Source organism: Allobosea sp., assembly GCF_030695125.1.
GTDB lineage: Bacteria > Pseudomonadota > Alphaproteobacteria > Rhizobiales > Beijerinckiaceae > Allobosea.
Map to the genome: position 1 here is coordinate 418,564 of NZ_JAUYTP010000029.1, position 15,935 is coordinate 434,498.

At 66.7% G+C, this 15,935-nt stretch carries 13 protein-coding genes; 9 read left to right on the plus strand and 4 right to left on the minus strand.

Annotation, left to right across the window (positions count from 1 at the left end; translation table 11 throughout):
* Positions 1 to 7 precede the first annotated feature (7 nt).
* From Q8S38_RS10440 to Q8S38_RS10455, 4 genes are all read right to left on the minus strand, one after another.
* On the minus strand, positions 8 to 1,588 hold the full coding sequence (locus Q8S38_RS10440) for an ABC transporter substrate-binding protein (protein WP_305680351.1): 1,581 nt from the start codon (positions 1,586 to 1,588) through the stop codon (positions 8 to 10).
* A gap of 109 nt (positions 1,589 to 1,697) precedes the next feature.
* The gene (locus tag Q8S38_RS10445; protein WP_305680352.1) at positions 1,698 to 3,191 is read right to left on the minus strand and encodes an amidase; all 1,494 of its coding nucleotides are present in this window, start codon (positions 3,189 to 3,191) and stop codon (positions 1,698 to 1,700) included.
* Between the two features lie 135 nt (positions 3,192 to 3,326).
* On the minus strand, positions 3,327 to 4,349 hold the full coding sequence (locus Q8S38_RS10450) for a nickel/cobalt transporter (protein WP_305680353.1): 1,023 nt from the start codon (positions 4,347 to 4,349) through the stop codon (positions 3,327 to 3,329).
* A gap of 40 nt (positions 4,350 to 4,389) precedes the next feature.
* Positions 4,390 to 5,037 carry a DUF1007 family protein gene (locus Q8S38_RS10455; protein ID WP_305680354.1) on the minus strand — a complete coding sequence of 216 codons (648 nt, stop codon included), beginning with the start codon at positions 5,035 to 5,037 and terminating at the stop codon, positions 4,390 to 4,392.
* A 248-nt stretch (positions 5,038 to 5,285) separates the two neighbouring features.
* Here Q8S38_RS10455 and Q8S38_RS10460 point away from each other — a divergent pair, with 248 nt between their 5' ends.
* From Q8S38_RS10460 to Q8S38_RS10500, 9 genes are all read left to right on the plus strand, one after another.
* Positions 5,286 to 5,960, plus strand: a complete 675-nt coding sequence (locus Q8S38_RS10460; RefSeq protein WP_305680355.1) for a Crp/Fnr family transcriptional regulator — start codon at positions 5,286 to 5,288, stop codon at positions 5,958 to 5,960.
* A 135-nt stretch (positions 5,961 to 6,095) separates the two neighbouring features.
* Complete coding sequence (locus tag Q8S38_RS10465; RefSeq protein ID WP_371125865.1) at positions 6,096 to 6,506, plus strand: type 2 periplasmic-binding domain-containing protein; 411 nt, start codon at positions 6,096 to 6,098, stop codon at positions 6,504 to 6,506.
* A gap of 376 nt (positions 6,507 to 6,882) precedes the next feature.
* Entirely contained in the window at positions 6,883 to 8,871 is a 1,989-nt protein-coding gene (locus Q8S38_RS10470) for an AMP-dependent synthetase/ligase (protein ID WP_305680356.1), read from the plus strand.
* A gap of 17 nt (positions 8,872 to 8,888) precedes the next feature.
* Entirely contained in the window at positions 8,889 to 9,674 is a 786-nt protein-coding gene (locus tag Q8S38_RS10475) for an ABC transporter ATP-binding protein (protein ID WP_305680357.1), read from the plus strand.
* Positions 9,675 to 10,014: 340 nt separating this feature from the next.
* Positions 10,015 to 10,929, plus strand: coding sequence for a branched-chain amino acid ABC transporter permease (locus Q8S38_RS10480; protein WP_305680511.1), 915 nt, complete (start codon positions 10,015 to 10,017; stop codon positions 10,927 to 10,929).
* A 10-nt stretch (positions 10,930 to 10,939) separates the two neighbouring features.
* Positions 10,940 to 12,019, plus strand: a complete 1,080-nt coding sequence (locus tag Q8S38_RS10485) for a branched-chain amino acid ABC transporter permease (RefSeq protein WP_305680358.1) — start codon at positions 10,940 to 10,942, stop codon at positions 12,017 to 12,019.
* Positions 12,020 to 12,135: 116 nt separating this feature from the next.
* Positions 12,136 to 13,464: an ABC transporter substrate-binding protein gene (locus Q8S38_RS10490; protein WP_305680359.1), complete on the plus strand. Its 1,329-nt coding sequence runs from the start codon at positions 12,136 to 12,138 to the stop codon at positions 13,462 to 13,464.
* 190 nt (positions 13,465 to 13,654) lie between these two features.
* Positions 13,655 to 14,503, plus strand: a complete 849-nt coding sequence (locus Q8S38_RS10495) for an ABC transporter ATP-binding protein (RefSeq protein WP_305680360.1) — start codon at positions 13,655 to 13,657, stop codon at positions 14,501 to 14,503.
* Between the two features lie 177 nt (positions 14,504 to 14,680).
* On the plus strand, positions 14,681 to 15,913 hold the full coding sequence (locus tag Q8S38_RS10500; protein ID WP_305680361.1) for a phenylacetate--CoA ligase family protein: 1,233 nt from the start codon (positions 14,681 to 14,683) through the stop codon (positions 15,911 to 15,913).
* The last annotated feature ends 22 nt before the right edge of the window (positions 15,914 to 15,935 follow it).

The window sequence follows — 15,935 nt, forward strand, 5'->3', positions numbered from 1 at the left end:
CGCTGCGTCACACCCGCTTCAGACCCCAGGGATAGGGCGCCGAGCCCTTCTGCATCCCGGTCAGGGTCTTGCGGTAGGCGGTGCGGATCATGAAGACGCCGAGCGGGATCGTCGCAGTGTCCTCGAGCGCGAGCCGGCCGAGCGCGGCGGCGGCCTTCTTCTGGGCGGCCTCGTCGGGCGCATAGAGCCATTCTTCCGCGAGCGCCTCGGCCTTGGCGCTGTCATACCAGCCGAACCACCCCTTCGTGCCCTGGCCGCGCACCAGATAGGACAGAGCCGGGTTGCTCCAGCCCATCGCCGAGCCGGTGGTGTGGAAGATGCTCCAGCCCCCCTTCTCGACCGGCTCGCGGCTGTTGCGGCGCTGGATCACCGTGCCCCAGTCGCTCGTGACGAGATCGACGGTCATGCCGATGCTCTTGAGCAGTTCGTAGGTCACGTCGCCGAGCGGTCCGATATCGGGGAAGTCGGTCGGACTGATGATCACGACCTTCTCGCCGTTGTAGCCGGAGTCCTTCAGCGCCGCCTTCGCCTTCTCGACGCTCTGGGGCATCAGGTCTTCCTGCTCGCCGTCGTAATAGGGCGTGCCGCGGAACCAGAGATTGCGCGAGGTCTTCCAGATCGAGGTGTCGTCGCCCTGGGTGGCGCGCATATAGTCTTCCTGGTTCACCGCCAGGCGGACGGCGGCGCGGACCTTGGGATTGTTGAAGGGCGGCTGCAGATGGTTCAGTCGCATGATCGCGCCGCGGCCGGATTCGTCGGTGACCTCGCGGGTGATGTCGGCGCTTTTGGCGAGCATCGGCTGGAGATCGCTGAGAGGGCGCTCCCACCAATCGACCTCGCCCTTGATCAGCGCATTGGCGGCCGTCGCCGGGTCGGGCAGGATCTGCCATTCGACGCGCTTGAAATTCGCGACCTTGCCGCCGGCATTGCGGCTGGGGGGCTCGGCGCGGGGCTTGTAGGCCTCGAACTTTTCATAGGCGACCTTGCTTCCCGAAACGAACTCGGCCGGGATGAAGCGATAGGGGCCGGACCCGATGACCTCGGTGATCTGCTTGGTCGCCTCGGTCTGGGCCAGGCGCTCCGGCATGACGAAGAGCGGCGAATCCGCCTTCGCCAGCACATCCAGCATCATCGGGAAGGCGCGGGTCAGCTTGATCTCGAAGGTCCTGTCGTCGATCGCCGCCGAGGACTCGATCACCCGCGCCAGGAGCTGACCGTACGGGTCTCGCTGGACCCAGCGCTTCAGGCTCTGCAGGCAGTCGGCGGCCTTGACGGCCGCGCCGTCATGGAAGGACAGCCCGTCGCGCAGCTTGAAGCGCCAGCTCTTGCCGTCGGCGGCGACCTCATGGCCCTCGACCATCTGCGGCTGCGGCTTGCCAGCAAGATCCAGCCCGTAGAGCGTGTCATAGACATAATAGCCGTGGTTGCTGGTCACGGTCGCTGTCGTCCAGACCGGGTCGAGCGCCGAGAGATTGGCCTGCGGCACGAATTTCAGCGTGGTGGCGGACTGCGCCGCGGCGCGTCCGGCGAGAGCCGGGCCTGCGAGCGTCAGGGCGGTCGCGCCCTTCAGGAACGTGCGACGTTTCATGGAAGTCCCCCGTGTGGATCGTGGTGGCATCGGACATCCGCGTCGCGATGCCTGTCTTGGACGTTCCTGCTCCAGGCCGGGGCAGGCGCTGTTGCATGGCGGCGACGGCTCAGTCGAAGCCGAGGAAGCCCGGCGTGTCCGCGATGCGAGGCCCGGCCGCGAGTTTGACGATGTCGGGCACGGGGCGTGCCGTCAGCGCGTCGCCGGCGAGCGCCGCCTCGAGCGCGGCGGCCACAGCCAGCACCTTGGCGTCGCCGCCGCGCGGGCCGACGATCTGCAGGCCGAACGGCATGCCGGCGTCGTCGAGCCCGACTGGCAGCGAGATCGCCGGGTGGCCGACGGTGGTGACGGCATAGGCCAGCGCCAGCCAGTGGAAATAGGTCCGCGTCGGCTGGCCGTCGATCTCGGCCGGGTAGAGCTCCGACCAGGGCCGCGGGCTCAGCGTCACGGCCGGGGACAGGATGACGTCGTAATCAGCGAAGAAGCCCTGCCAGCGCTGGTAGATCGCGGTCTGCTGCTTCAGCGCGCGGGTGATGTCGAGCGCGCCGTAGCGCAGCCCTTCCTCGACATTGACGCGGACATTGGGGCCGACCATCTCGGGCGTGTCGCGGACCTTCTCATACATGCCGGCGAGGAAGGCGATCGAGCGCAGCACCTCGAAGGTCTCGTCCATGCCGGCGCAGTCCGGCGTCGCCTGCTCGGTCGCACCGAAAAGCGAGGAAAAGGCGCCAACCTTGTCGGCGAAGACCTTGCGGATGTGCTTCTCGGTCGGCGCGAAGCCGAAATCCGGCGTGATCGCGACCTTGAGCGAGGCGAGGTCGATCGTGGCGGGCCTGGCGAAATCCTCCGGGCGGCGGATCGTCCGGCCGTGGATCGTGGTCGCCAGCGGGTCGGCGGCATCGTCGCCGACCATGGTCGAGAGCAGCAGGCAGAGATCGGGGACGGTGCGCGCCATCGGCCCCAGCACGGGCAGCGGGTTCCAGCCGATCGGCCGCTTCTCACTGGGCACCAGCCCGGGCGAGGGGCGGAAGCCGACGATGCCGTTGAAGGCGGCGGGATTGCGCAGCGAGCCGCCGGTGTCCGAGCCGGTCGCGATGGGCACCATGCCGGTGGCGAGCGCGACGCCGGAGCCGCCCGAGGAACCGGCGGCGGATTTCGTCGGGTCGAAGGGGTTGCCGGTGGCGCCGTAGACGGCGTTGCGGGTGTTGGCGCCGGCGCCCCATTCGGGGGTGTTGGTCTTGCCCAGCACGATCGCGCCGGCCTCGCGCACCTTGGCGACAATGAGCTGGTCCTCGTCGGGAACATGGTCGCGATAGAGCTGGCTGCCATAGGTGGTGCGCAGCCCGGCGACGTTCTCGAGATCCTTGATGCCGATCGGCAGGCCGTGCAAAGCGGGCAGGGCGTCGCCGCGCATCGTCGCGGCGTCTGCCGCCTTCGCGGCGGCGCGGGCACGCTCGTCGTCGCGGGCGACCATGGCGTTGACGGCGGGATCGACGGCGTCGATGCGGGCGATGCAGCTTTCGAGCAGTTCGCTCGCCGAGAGTTTCTTGGCGCCGATCAGGGCACGCGCCTCGACGGCGCTGAGATCGCAGGGATTGGTCAAGTGGTCAGGCCTCTCATTGAGGACCGCGCGACGCAAGAGGCGTGCCTGGGGTCCGGCGAGGCCAGTCTACGCCAACGCCCGGAGGGGGGAAGTGCCGCCGGCGCAGGGAGCGGCCGCGTCGCGCTCAACCGGCGATCAGCTTCCCTGCCCGCCGATCCACAGGCCAAACAGCAGCGTCGCCCCCAGAACCGCGACAAAGGCCGCCGCCAGCAGTTCCAGGCCGGCAACGAGCCGCGCGCCGCGCAGCGACGAGCCTCCTGCCAGCTTCAGCGCGGTGAACTTGAAGAAGACGGCCAGCGAAGCGAGCGCGCCCGTGGTCAGCGCCGTACCGAGCGCCATGGCGAAGGTCGCCGCGATGCCGGCCCAGAGCAGCCCCTGCGATGCGGCGAAGACCAGGATGACGAGCGCCCCCGCACAGGGGCGCAGCCCCGCCGCCAGCACGACGCCGGCCATCTCGCGCCAGTTCCGCAGGCGGGCCATCTCGTCGGGCGTCGGCATGTGAACATGATCGCAAGCCGGATCATGCGCCTGCGCGCCATGGCCGAGCGCCAGCAGCGCGCCGGCCTTGCGCCAGAGCACGAAGGTGCCGACGAGCGCCACCAGCGCAAAACTCGCCCGCTCGACGATGTCGGTCGTCACCGCCATCGTCTGGGCGGTCTGGCGCAGGGCGATGGTCAAGGTTCCCACCAGCGCGATGGCCACCAGCGCCTGCAGGATCGCGGCGGCGAAGCTCAAGGCCAGCCCGCGTCGCAGGCTGCGATCATCGGCAACGATATAGCCCGAGATCACCGCCTTGCCATGGCCCGGCCCGGCCGCGTGGAAGACGCCGTAGGCGAAGGCGAGGCCCAGCAGACTCCAGAGCGCAGCGGGGCTGCCTGCGACGGCCTTCAGGCTCGCCGTCAGCTCGCGATAGAAGGTCGATTGCCAGGCGAGGATCATGCCGCCGATCCCGGTCGTCGCGGGCGCCGCCTCGCGCGGCAACGGCACGCCGAAGGGGTTGCGCGGCGGCGGGGGCGGCGGCGGGCTCCAGGCGGAGATGATGGCGGCAAGCAGGGCCAGGCTGCCGGCGATCAGCGCGATGGCGAGCGCCATCACGATCAGACGCCTCGACAGGGCCGGCCAGGGCAGCATCGCCATGCGAGGGGTGCTCAGGGACATCTCGGGCTCGGGGGCATCTCGCACTCCAAGACGTCTCGCATCAGGGACATGCGACGAGCGCGCGCGTGGTGACCTGCAGCCCGCTGGTATCGGGCGTGGCGGTGATGTCCTCCTGCGCCAGCTTCTGCTGGATCGCGGGATCGAGCTTCGGCGGGCGGGCGACGCGCACGATGCAGCCTTTCGGAGCGTCGCGCATGATCACGGCGTCCGGCGCATCGACGATGTCGAAGGCGACGAAATAACTCGGATCGCCGATCTCGATGCCGAAGGAGCGGTTGGCATGGGCCGGACTCTTCAGCGGCAGCGTGTAGGTCAGCGTCAGGATCTTGTTGTCGAAGACGAGCCCGGCTTCGACGGGCGTGCCGAATTCCTGCGACTTGCCATTGGCCTTGGCGACGGTGAAGAAACCGACCTCGGGCAGCGATTCGACATTGATCTTGGCGAGTTCGACGAGTTCGTCGGGCGTGAGCTTGCCGTCGCGGTTCTTGTCGAGTCCCTGGGTGATATAGGCGGAATAAGCCTCGTCGAAGCTCCAGATATGCTTCAGCGCACGAACCGCACCATCGGGCCCGTAAAGGATTTCGGCCCTCGCGCTGACGAAGACATGCGGATGCGCCGCGGCCGGCACGGCGAGGCCTGCCAGAGCGATGCAGGCCGCGAGGGCTGCAAAGGCGGTGCGTCGGGCCACGGGCGATGTCCTCGGCATGGGCGCAAGCTCGCGCAGCATGGTTAACGCTGGGTTAATTCCGCATCGGCGCCAACGGCACCTGGGCGAGACAGCGGGATCGCTGAAAAACGCGGCCGAATCGCGGCGGCGATGCTTTCCATTGACGACGCAGGTCCCGATCTTGAGTTTCCCGCCGCGTTCGAACGATAGTACAGGGGCGGTGGCCGCGCTGGCAAACGCACCTCGCTTGCGGAGGAGACGCCTCGATCGTGATCCTGCCCGAAGAGCTACGGCGCATTGCCGCCTGGTCGCGCGATCTGCGCCCGGAAGAGTTCGAGGAGGCGCGGCGCGGCATCTCGTTTCGCAGCTATGGCAAGGGCGCCAATATCTGCCATGTCGGCGACCGGCTGGAGGCGTGGACCGGCGTCGCCGAGGGGCTGGTGAAGATGTCGACGACCTCCAAGACCGGCAAATCGGCGACGCTCGCCGGGATGCGCGCCGGGGCCTGGTTCGGCGAGGGCACCGTGATCAAGGGCGAATTGCGCCGCTATGAACTGGTGGCGCTGCGTGAAACCCGGCTGGCGCTGATGCGGCGCTCCACCTTTCTCTGGCTGTTCGAGCATTCGGCCGCCTTCAACCGTTTCCTCGTCCACCAGTTCAACGAGCGGCTGGCCCAGTTCATCGCGCTGGCGGAAACCGAGCGCACGCTCGATTCGACCGGGCGGCTGGCGCGCAACCTCGCCTGGCTGTTCAACCCCACGCTCTATCCCGACGAGGGCCGCACGCTCGAGGTCAGCCAGGAAGAGCTCGGCCTGCTCGCCGGCATGTCGCGGCAGATCGCCAACCAGGCCCTGTCGAAGCTCGCCGATCTCGGCCTGCTGGAGATCGGCCATGGCAGCGTGACGATCCTCGATGTCGAGCGACTGGCGCGCTATGAGGGATAGGCAAGGGTCACACGCGAATCCCGGCGACGCGCCGGGGCTGAGGTCGGTCCGCAAGAATCGTCACGGCGACCGGCGGGCGCGCCACCCACGCATGCGGATTCGGACCGCAGAACGGCTTTAAATTCGCTCTACGCCTTGCGCCTCAAGCTGGTGAAGCCCGACGAGGCGATCGTCCTGCCCGAGATCATCTCCAAGGAGCCGCTCGGGCCGGTCGTGCGCAGCAGCGACATGCCGTGGTTCAACCTGGTCAAATGGATGCATGTTGCCATGCTGAACGCCGAGGATCTCGGCGTGACCAAGGCCAATGTCGAGCAGATGCTGACCTCGACGAACCCCGAGATTCGGCGCCTCCTGGGTGCCGAGGGCAAGTTCGGCGAGGCGATCAGCATGACGCCGGACTGGGCCTACCGGATCGTCAAGCATGTCAGGAACTATGGCGAGGCGTTCAAGCGCAATGTCGGCCCCAGCTCTCTCCGGAAGATCGCCCGCGGCAAGAACGATCTCTGGACCAAGGGCGGCCTGCAATACGCGCCGCCGATCCGCTGAGATCCTCAAGGCCCGTCACCGCCGAGCTGACGGGGCATGCCTGAACGGGCTCCGGTTGCGCTGGTCTCCTGCGACCATCGCGGCCGGAGCTTTTTTGCGTTCTGGTCCGCTGGACCGGTCAAACAACACGGCTCATACGACGAGGGGGCAAAGTCACGGCCTGCTCGACGCCAGTCGCAAATCAGCACTCTCGGAGTCTTCGCCGGGAGCAAAACAGAAGTCCCCAAGACGATAGCCATCAAATGTCCGATTGTCTGTCAAGCCCCCCCTTGCAAAGCTCATGCGTGGCTGCGAGGCTTGCATCAACGACAAGGACCGAACGGTCCGAACGAAGGCCGGTGCCATGCACGCCGGCTGCTCAGGGTGGAGACGGACGATGGCAAGCGCGAGCGCCGGCCAGGCGGATACCTTTCCAAAATTGCTGCTGCGCAACGGGCGCGAACGCGGTGGCCGCGTCGCGTTCCGCCACAAGGATCTCGGCATCTGGCAGTCCTGGAACTGGGCTGAGGTGACCGAGCAGGTCCGCGGCTTCGCCCGGGGCCTGCAGAGGCTCGGCCTCAAGCGCGGCGAGAAGGTCGCGATCATCGGCTACAACCGGCCGCGCCTCTACTGGACGATGGCGGCGGCGCAATGGCTCGGCGCCGTTCCCGTGCCTGTTTATGCCGACAGCGTCGCCGACGAGATGGCCTATGTGCTGGATCATGCAGAGGCAGTCTTCGCCGTGGTTCAGGACCAGGAGCAGGTCGACAAGATCCTCTCGATCGCCGAGCGGCTGCCGAACCTGCGCCACATGCTCTACGACGAGCCCCGGGGCCTGCGCGACTACGACCACGACACGTTGCATCCAATCGACGAGGTCATCGCGTCGGGCCGTGCGGACCTCGCCTCCGACCCCGAAGCCGCGCCGGCGCTGGAGCGCGAGATGCTCGCGGGCCAAGGGGCCGATCTCGGCATCATCCTCTACACCTCGGGCACGACGGGCCGGCCCAAGGGCGTCATGCTCAGCCACACCAATGTCATCACGGCCGCCGAGATCGGCTGCCAGTTCGACGGGCTGACCGAGAGCGACGAGATCATCGCCTATCTGCCGATCGCCTGGGTCGGCGACCATGTCTTCTCCTATGCGCAGGCGATCGTCGCCGGCTTCTGCGTCAACTGTCCGGAAGGGCCGGAGACGGTGATCGAGGACCGCCGCGAGGTCGGCACGACCTATGCGTTCGCGCCGCCGCGCGTCTTCGAGACCATGCTGACCCTGACCATGGTGCGGATGGAGGATGCCGGCGCGCTCAAGCGGAAGATGTTCCATTACTTCCTGCGCGTGGCGAAGGAGCATGGCGAGAAGATCCTGAACGGCGAGAGCGTGCCGCTCGGCGCGCGGCTGCTCTACGGGCTCGGCGATGTGCTGGTCTACGGACCCTTGCGCAACCGCTTCGGACTGACACGGATCAAGGTCGGCTACACCGCCGGCGAGGCGATCGGCCCCGAGCTGTTCCGTTTCTACCGCTCGATCGGCGTCAACCTGAAGCAGCTCTACGGGCAGACGGAAGCGGGCGTCTACATCACCATGCAGCCCAATGGCGAGATCCGGGCCGACACGGTCGGGCGGCCGGCGCCGCTGGTCGAGATCAAGATCGACGACAATGGCGAGGTGCTCTACCGCTCGCCCTCGATCTTCGGCGGCTACTACAAGGATCCGGAGAAGACCGCCGAGACGATGACGGCGGACGGCTATGTCCGCTCCGGCGATGCCGGCTTTTTCGACGAGGAAGGCCACCTCAAGATCATCGACCGGGCCAAGGATGTCGGCAAGCTCAACAGCGGCGATCTGTTCCCGCCGAAATACATCGAGAACAAGCTGAAATTCTATCCCAACATCAAGGAGGTCGTCGCCTTCGGCCAGGACCGCGACTTCGCAACCGTCGCGGTCAACATCGACCTGACGGCGGTGGGCAACTGGGCCGAGCGCAACAACGTCGTCTACGCCTCCTATCAGGAGTTGGCCGGCCACGATCTGGTCTACGACATGATCGCCCAGCATGTGGACGAGGTGAACCGCTCGCTCGCCGCCGAGCCGCTGATGGGCGGGGCCCAGATCAAGCGTTTCCTGATCCTGCACAAGGAGCTCGACGCCGATGACGGCGAGCTGACGCGGACCCAGAAGGTCCGGCGCGGCTTCATCGCAGAGCGTTATGCGCCGCTGGTCAACGCGCTTTATGACGGCTCGGAAGCCGCCGACATCTCGACCGAGGTCACCTTCGAGGATGGCCGCAAGGGCGTGATCTCGGCCCGCGTCAAGGTCCGCGACGTCAAGACCTACCCTGCGACCGCGCCCGAGCGGCCGGCGCCTGCGAGGGCTGCGGCATGAACGCGGAACCGCTCACCATGACCGGCGCCCCCGTCCGCGAGGTTCTGCTCTCGGTCGAGAATGTCTCGCTGCGCTTCGGCGGCGTGAAGGCGATCTCGGACGTCTCCTTCGACATCCGCAAGGGCGAGGTCCGCGCCATCATCGGCCCCAACGGTGCCGGCAAGACCTCGATGCTGAACTGCATCAACGGCTTCTATCAGCCGCAGGAAGGGCAGATCACCTTCAAGGGCCAGCGCCGCGACAAGATGCGCCCGCATCGCGCGGCGGCTGCCGGCATCGCCCGCACCTTCCAGAACGTCGCCCTGTTCAAGGGCATGTCGACGCTCGACAACATCATGACCGGGCGCACGCTGAAGATGAAGCGCGGTTTCTTCTGGCAGGCGCTGCGCCACGGCCCGGCGATGAACGAGGAGATCGAGCATCGCCGCGTGGTCGAGGACATCATCGACTTCCTGCAGATCGAGCACATCCGCAAGCTGCCGGTCGGCAAGCTGCCCTACGGCCTGCAGAAGCGCGTCGAGCTCGGCCGCGCCCTGGCGATGGAGCCGGAGCTGCTCCTGCTGGACGAACCGATGGCGGGCATGAACCTCGAGGAGAAGGAGGACATGTGCCGCTTCATCCTCGACGTGAACCAGCAGTTCGGCACCACCATCGCCTTGATCGAGCACGACATGGGCGTGGTCATGGACCTCTCCGACCGCGTCGTCGTGCTCGAATACGGCCGCAAGATCGCCGACGGCACGCCGGCCGAGGTCAAGGCCGACCAGAAGGTGATCGATGCCTATCTGGGAGTGGCGCATTGATGAACGCTTTCCGCTCACATTCGTCCTCTCCTGCCGTCATCCCGGGCGCAGCGAAGCAGAGACCCGGGATCCATTCCGGAATCTCTCCGGATGGGCTCCGGAATGGATCCCGGATCGGCGCCGCTACGCGGCTTGTCCGGGATGACGCCGCATCGTGCGTAACGTCGGAGGGAGCGAACCCATGAGCGACGTCGCCGCACGGCCCGCGCCGAACCTTCTCGCCAATGGCTGGGTCAAGGCCGGGCTGATCCTGGCCGCCATCGTCGTCGCCGCGGTCGTCGGTTCGCGGCTCGATTCCTCCGGCACGCTCTACAAGATCTTCATCGACCCGTTCGACCAGATGGCGGCAGCGCCCGATCTGCTGGTGCAGACGATCTGGGAGGGGCTCGTTACAGGCGTGCTCTATGCACTCATCGCGCTCGGCTTCGTGCTGATCTTCAAGGCCTCGGGCGTGTTCAACTTCGCCCAGGGCATCATGGTGGTGTTCTCGGCGCTGACGCTGGTGGGCCTCTACGAGATGGGCGTGCCGGCCTTCCTGGCGGTGATCCTGACGCTCGGCGTCATGTTCCTGCTGGCGGTGACGATCGAGCGGGTGGTGCTGCGGCCCCTGGTCAACCAGCCCGACATCATCCTGTTCATGGCGACCTTCGGGATCACCTATTTCCTGATCGGGCTCGGTGAATCCGTCTTCGGCGGCAACCCCAAGCAGATGATCGCCGAACAGCTCTACCTGCCCAAGGGCGCGATCGACCTGAAGATCCTCGGCGGGCTGGTGACGCTGCAGAAGATCGACATCGCCGCGGCCATCATCGCCTCGGTGATGATCGCGGTGCTGGCGCTGTTCTTCCAGTACACCCGCATCGGGCGGGCGCTGCGGGCGGTGGCCGACAGCCACAAGGCGGCGCTGTCGGTCGGCATCTCCTTGAACCAGATCTGGGTGATCGTCTGGTTCACCGCCGGCATCGTCGCGCTGATCACCGGCATCATGTGGGGCGCCCGCTCGGACGTGTCCTTCGCGCTCGAGATCGTGGCGCTGAAGGCGCTGCCCGTCCTGATCCTTGGCGGCTTCACATCGATCCCCGGCGCGATCATCGGCGGGCTGATCATCGGCATCGGCGAGAAGATGGGCGAATTCTACTGGGGGCCGCTGATCGGCGGCGGCATCGAGAGCTGGCTCGCTTATTTCATCGCGCTGGGCTTCCTGCTGTTCCGGCCGCAGGGCCTGTTCGGCGACAAGATCATCGAGCGGATTTGAGGGCCGAGACATGTTCTATCGCGAGGCCGGCCAGTTCAAATCCACCTACCAGGCCGACATGGCGGTGTTCCCGATCCGGCAGGACCGGATCGGCCTGGCGATCATCCTCGCCATCGCCTTCGTTGTGATCCCCTATTTCGGCGACGACTTCTTCATCACCTCGGTGATGATCCCCTTCCTCGTCTTCTCGCTGGCGGCGATCGGGCTGAACATCCTCACCGGCTATACCGGGCTGATCTCGTTGGGCACGGCGGCGTTCATGGGGGTGGGCGCCTATGCCTGCTACAAGATGACGACGCTGTTTCCGGGCGTGAACATCATCGTGCTGATCCTGGCCTCGGGGCTGTTCTCGGCGGCGATCGGCGTGCTGTTCGGCCTGCCCTCGCTGCGGATCAAGGGCTTCTATCTCGCGGTCGCGACGCTGGCCGCGCAGTTCTTCCTGCAGTGGTCCTTCGTGCGCGTGCCCTGGCTCTATAATTACAACGCCTCGGGCGCGATCGAGGTGCCGCAGCGCCTCGTCTTCGGCGTGCCGGTCACCGGCGCGCTGGCCACGCCCGAGACGCGCTATTTCGTCTGCCTCGGCATCGTCGTGGTCCTGACCTGGTTCGCCTCGAACCTCGTCCATGGCAAGATCGGCCGCTCCTGGATGGCGGTTCGCGACATGGACATCGCCGCCGAACTGATGGGCATCAAGCTGCTCAACGCCAAGCTGCTCGCCTTCGCGGTCTCGTCCTTCTATGCCGGCGTCGCCGGGGCGATGATGATCTTCCTCTGGTATGGCGGCGGCGAAGCGGCCGATGCGTTCTCGATCCGCCTCTCCTTCAACATCCTGTTCATGGTCATCATCGGCGGGCTGGGCTCCCTGATCGGCTCCTTCTTCGGCGCCGCCTTCCTCTCGATCCTGCCCACCGCGATGAAGTTCGGCCTGCCGGCGCTGGGCGTGCCGATGGCCGGCGCCACCGCCGAGCATGTCACCTTCATGCTGATCGGCGGGCTGATCATCTTCTTCCTGATCGTCGAGCCGCATGGCCTGGCGCGGCTCTGGCAGATCGGGAAGCAGAAACTACGGACCTGGCCGTTCCCCTACTGATCCAAGGGCAACGGCAAAGACGACGATCCGCGTCGGCCTTCAAGGACGCGGACGACAAGCAGACCGGCAGGGCCTCGACGCCACCGCCGGAGGGAAACGAACGGAGGACGACACCGATGAAGACACAGCATCTGATGAAGGGCGCCGCACTCGGGGCGCTGCTGGCCGCGGGCAGCTTCGCGGCTCCCGCTCACGCACAAGACAGCGTCTATGTCTCCAACAACGCCTATCGCACCGGGCCGTTCGCCGGCTCGGGCATCCCGATCGGCGACGGCATGCGCGACTACATGACGATGATCAACGAGCGCGACGGCGGCGTGAACGGCGTCAAGATCGTCTATGAGGAGTGCGAGACCGGCTACGACACCAAGAAGTCGATCGAGTGCTACGAGCAGGCGAAGGGCAAGAACACGATCGTCTACTCGCCCTGGTCGACCGGCGCGACGCTGGCCGCGATCCCGCGCGCCCATATCGACAAGATCCCGATCCTGTCGATGGCCTATGGCCTGTCGGCCTCGGCCGACGGCAACGCCTTTCCGTGGGTCTTCATCCCGCCCTTCACCTACTGGGACGGCGCGTCGCTGATGGTGCGGCACATGGCGGCCGAACTCGGCGGCATGGACAAGCTCAAGGGCAAGAAGCTCGGGCTGATCCATCTCGATGCGCCCTTCGGCAAGGAGCCGATCCCGGTGCTCGAGAACCTCGCCAAGAAATACGGCTTCGAGGTCAAGCTCTATCCAGTCGCCGCGGCCGACATGCAGAACCAGGGCTCGCTCTGGCTCGCAATCCGGCGTGACAGGCCCGACTACCTCTATAACCAGGGCTGGGGCGCGATGAACCCGACCGCGGTGAAGGAGGCGATCAAGAACAACTTCCCGATCAACAAGCTGGTCGGCGTCTGGTGGGCCGGCGGCGACGACGACGCGCGCGCCGGCGGGGCGGAGGCGAAGGGCTACAAGTCGCTCAACCTGAACGCGGCCGGCACCAACTTCCCGGTCATCCAGGACATCCAGAAGTTCGTCGTCGACAAGGGCAAGAGCCTCGCGCCGAAGGAGAAGGTCGGCGAGAACCTCTACAACCGCGGCGTCTACAACTCGATGCTGCTGGTCGAGGGCATCCGCAACGCACAGCGGATCACCGGCAAGAAGGTCATCACGGGCGAGGACATGCGCCGTGGGCTCGAGTCGCTGAACATCACCGAGGCGCGGCTCAAGGAGATCGGCATGGAAGGCTTCGCCACGCCGACCACCATCTCCTGCACCGACCATTCCGGCCACAGCAAGGCCTATGTCGCGGAGTGGGACGGCACGAAATGGACCAAGAAGGGCGACTGGCTTGAGCCGATGAAGGACGAGGTCCGGCCGCTCATCGAGGCCGCCGCCAAGGACTACACCGAGAAGGCCGGCAATTGGCCCAAGCGGACCGAGGCCTGCGACAAGCCGTAATGAGCTGAAGCGGCAGCCGGGGAGATCCGGCCGCCGCACCCTCGTCGTCATCCCGGACAAGCGGCGTAGCCGCGCCGCTCCGGGATCCATCGCAAGGCTCGACAGCGCCCTATGATGGATCCCGGGACAAGCCCGGGATGACGTCGAGCTTTGTCCAAGCCAGCATGCTGGCAGCCGCCGGGAGACCGCCATGTCCACCGCCACACTCGCGCAGCCGACCGCCACGACCCCTGCAGCCGACAACATCCTGTCGCTGAACAACATCGAGGTGATCTACGATCACGTCATCCTCGTGCTGAAGGGGGTCTCGCTGCATGTCCCGCGCAAGGGCATCGTCGCGATTCTCGGTGCCAACGGTGCCGGCAAGACGACGACGCTGAAGGCGATCTCGAACCTGCTCAAGGCCGAGCGTGGCGAGGTCACCAAGGGCTCGATCGTGTTCGAGGGCGAGCGCGTCGACCGCATGTCGCCCAACGAACTGGTCCGCCGCGGCTGCATCCAGGTGATGGAGGGCCGCCATTGCTTCGGCCATCTCTCGATCGAGGAGAACCTGCTGACGGGCGCCTTCACCCGCCGCGACGGCAACGCCGCGATCAAACGCGACCTCGAGAAGATGTATGAGCTGTTCCCGCGCCTGAAGCAGCGCCGCAACTCGCAGGCGGGCTACACCTCGGGCGGCGAGCAGCAGATGTGCGCGGTCGGCCGCGCCTTGATGTCGAAGCCGAAGATGATCCTGCTCGACGAGCCCTCGATGGGGCTGGCGCCACAGATCGTTGAGGAGATCTTCGAGATCGTGCGCCGTCTCAACGCCGAGGAGGACGTCTCATTCCTCGTCGCCGAGCAGAACACCAACATGGCCCTGCGCTACGCGACCTATGGCTACATCATGGAGACCGGCCGCATCGTCATGGATGGCGAGGCTAAGATGCTGCGCGAGAACGAGGACGTGAAGGAGTTCTATCTCGGCGTCTCCGAAGGCGACAAGAAGTCCTTCCGCGAGGTGAAGAGCTACAAGCGCCGCAAGCGGTGGCTGTCGTGAGCGCGCTTCTCCTTCCCAGCCCTCATCCTGAGGAGCAGCCTTCAGGCTGCGTCTCGAAGGACCGTCCAGACATCTCCGGAGCCTCCTGGACCATCCTTCGAGACGCTGCTTCGCGGCTCCTCAGGATGAGGGCTGCGCGGGATTCTACGTCCCTATGCCATCAATGAGGCCTGTCCGATGACCGAGCATCACGACGCTCTCGAAACCCGCGCGCCGGATGAGCGCGAGGCCGATCTGTTCGCCCGTCTTCCGGCCGTGCTGGCGGCGGCGATGCAGGCCCCCGCCTATGCGCGGCGCCTCGCCGGGATCGACCCGGCCGCGATCACCGACCGCAACGCCCTGTCGACGCTGCCGGTGCTGCGCAAGGCGGAGCTGCCGGGCCTGCAGAAGGAAGCCTGGCCGTTTGGGGGCTTCGTGCCCGTGGCGCCCGGCGGTTTCGGCCGGCTGTTCACCTCGCCGGGGCCGATCTTCGAGCCGGAAGGCACCGGCGCCGATCCCTGGGGGGCGGCGCGCGGACTGTTTGCGGCCGGCTTCCGGCCGGGCGACATCGTGCTCAACACCTTCGGCTACCATCTGACGCCGGGCGGCTTCATCATGGACTCCGGCGCGCGGGCCCTGGGCTGCGCCGTGATCCCGGCCGGGCCGGGCAACACCGAGCAGCAGATGGAGGTGATCGCCGCCTACCGGCCATCGACCTACGCCGGCACGCCCGATTTCCTGAAGATCCTGGTCGAGGCCGCGCAGAGCCGCGGCGTCGACATCTCCTGCATCAGGCGCGCGGTCGTCTCGGGCGCCGCCTTCCCGCCCTCGCTGCAGGCCTGGGTGCGGGATCGCGGCATCGATGCCTACCAACTCTACGCCACCGCCGATCTCGGCATCATCGCCTATGAGACGGCAGCCCGCGAGGGGATGGTGCTGAACGAGAACCTGATCGTCGAGATCGTCAGGCCGGGCACCGGCGATCCGATCGAGCCCGGCGAGGTCGGCGAGATCGTCGTCACCAATCTCGATCCGCACCATCCGCAGATCAGGCTTGCCGTCGGGGATCTGACCGCGATCATGCCGGGCCTGAGCGCCTGCGGGCGGACCAACGCCCGGATCAAGGGCTGGCTCGGACGCGCCGACCAGACGGCCAAGATCAAGGGCATGTTCGTGCGGCCCGAGCAGATCGCCGAGATCGCACGCCGCCACAGCGAGATCCACAAGCTGCGCCTGGTCGTCGGCCGCGCCGACGAGGCCGACACGATGACGCTGAAGGCGGAAATCTACGCCGAGCCTCCGGGCCTCGTCGACGCGATGTCCTCGAGCCTGCAGCAGGTGACCAAGCTCCGGGGCGTCGTCGAAATCCTGCCGCTGGGCGCCTTGCCCAATGACGGCAAGGTCATTGCCGATGAGCGGCCCGTAGGCTGAGACCTGCCGGGCAAAGGCGCTG

Excerpts from the sequence above, each read along its gene's own strand:
- Q8S38_RS10450 (WP_305680353.1), bottom strand. The coding sequence starts at position 4,349 with ATGTCCCTGAGCACCCCTCGCATGGCGATGCTGCCCTGGCCGGCCCTG.
- Q8S38_RS10490 (WP_305680359.1), top strand. The coding sequence starts at position 12,136 with ATGAAGACACAGCATCTGATGAAGGGCGCCGCACTCGGGGCGCTGCTG.
- Q8S38_RS10475 (WP_305680357.1), top strand. The coding sequence starts at position 8,889 with ATGACCGGCGCCCCCGTCCGCGAGGTTCTGCTCTCGGTCGAGAATGTC.
- Q8S38_RS10470 (WP_305680356.1), top strand. The coding sequence starts at position 6,883 with ATGGCAAGCGCGAGCGCCGGCCAGGCGGATACCTTTCCAAAATTGCTG.
- Q8S38_RS10480 (WP_305680511.1), top strand. The coding sequence starts at position 10,015 with ATGGCGGCAGCGCCCGATCTGCTGGTGCAGACGATCTGGGAGGGGCTC.
- Q8S38_RS10440 (WP_305680351.1), bottom strand. The coding sequence starts at position 1,588 with ATGAAACGTCGCACGTTCCTGAAGGGCGCGACCGCCCTGACGCTCGCA.
- Q8S38_RS10485 (WP_305680358.1), top strand. The coding sequence starts at position 10,940 with ATGTTCTATCGCGAGGCCGGCCAGTTCAAATCCACCTACCAGGCCGAC.
- Q8S38_RS10500 (WP_305680361.1), top strand. The coding sequence starts at position 14,681 with ATGACCGAGCATCACGACGCTCTCGAAACCCGCGCGCCGGATGAGCGC.
- Q8S38_RS10495 (WP_305680360.1), top strand. The coding sequence starts at position 13,655 with ATGTCCACCGCCACACTCGCGCAGCCGACCGCCACGACCCCTGCAGCC.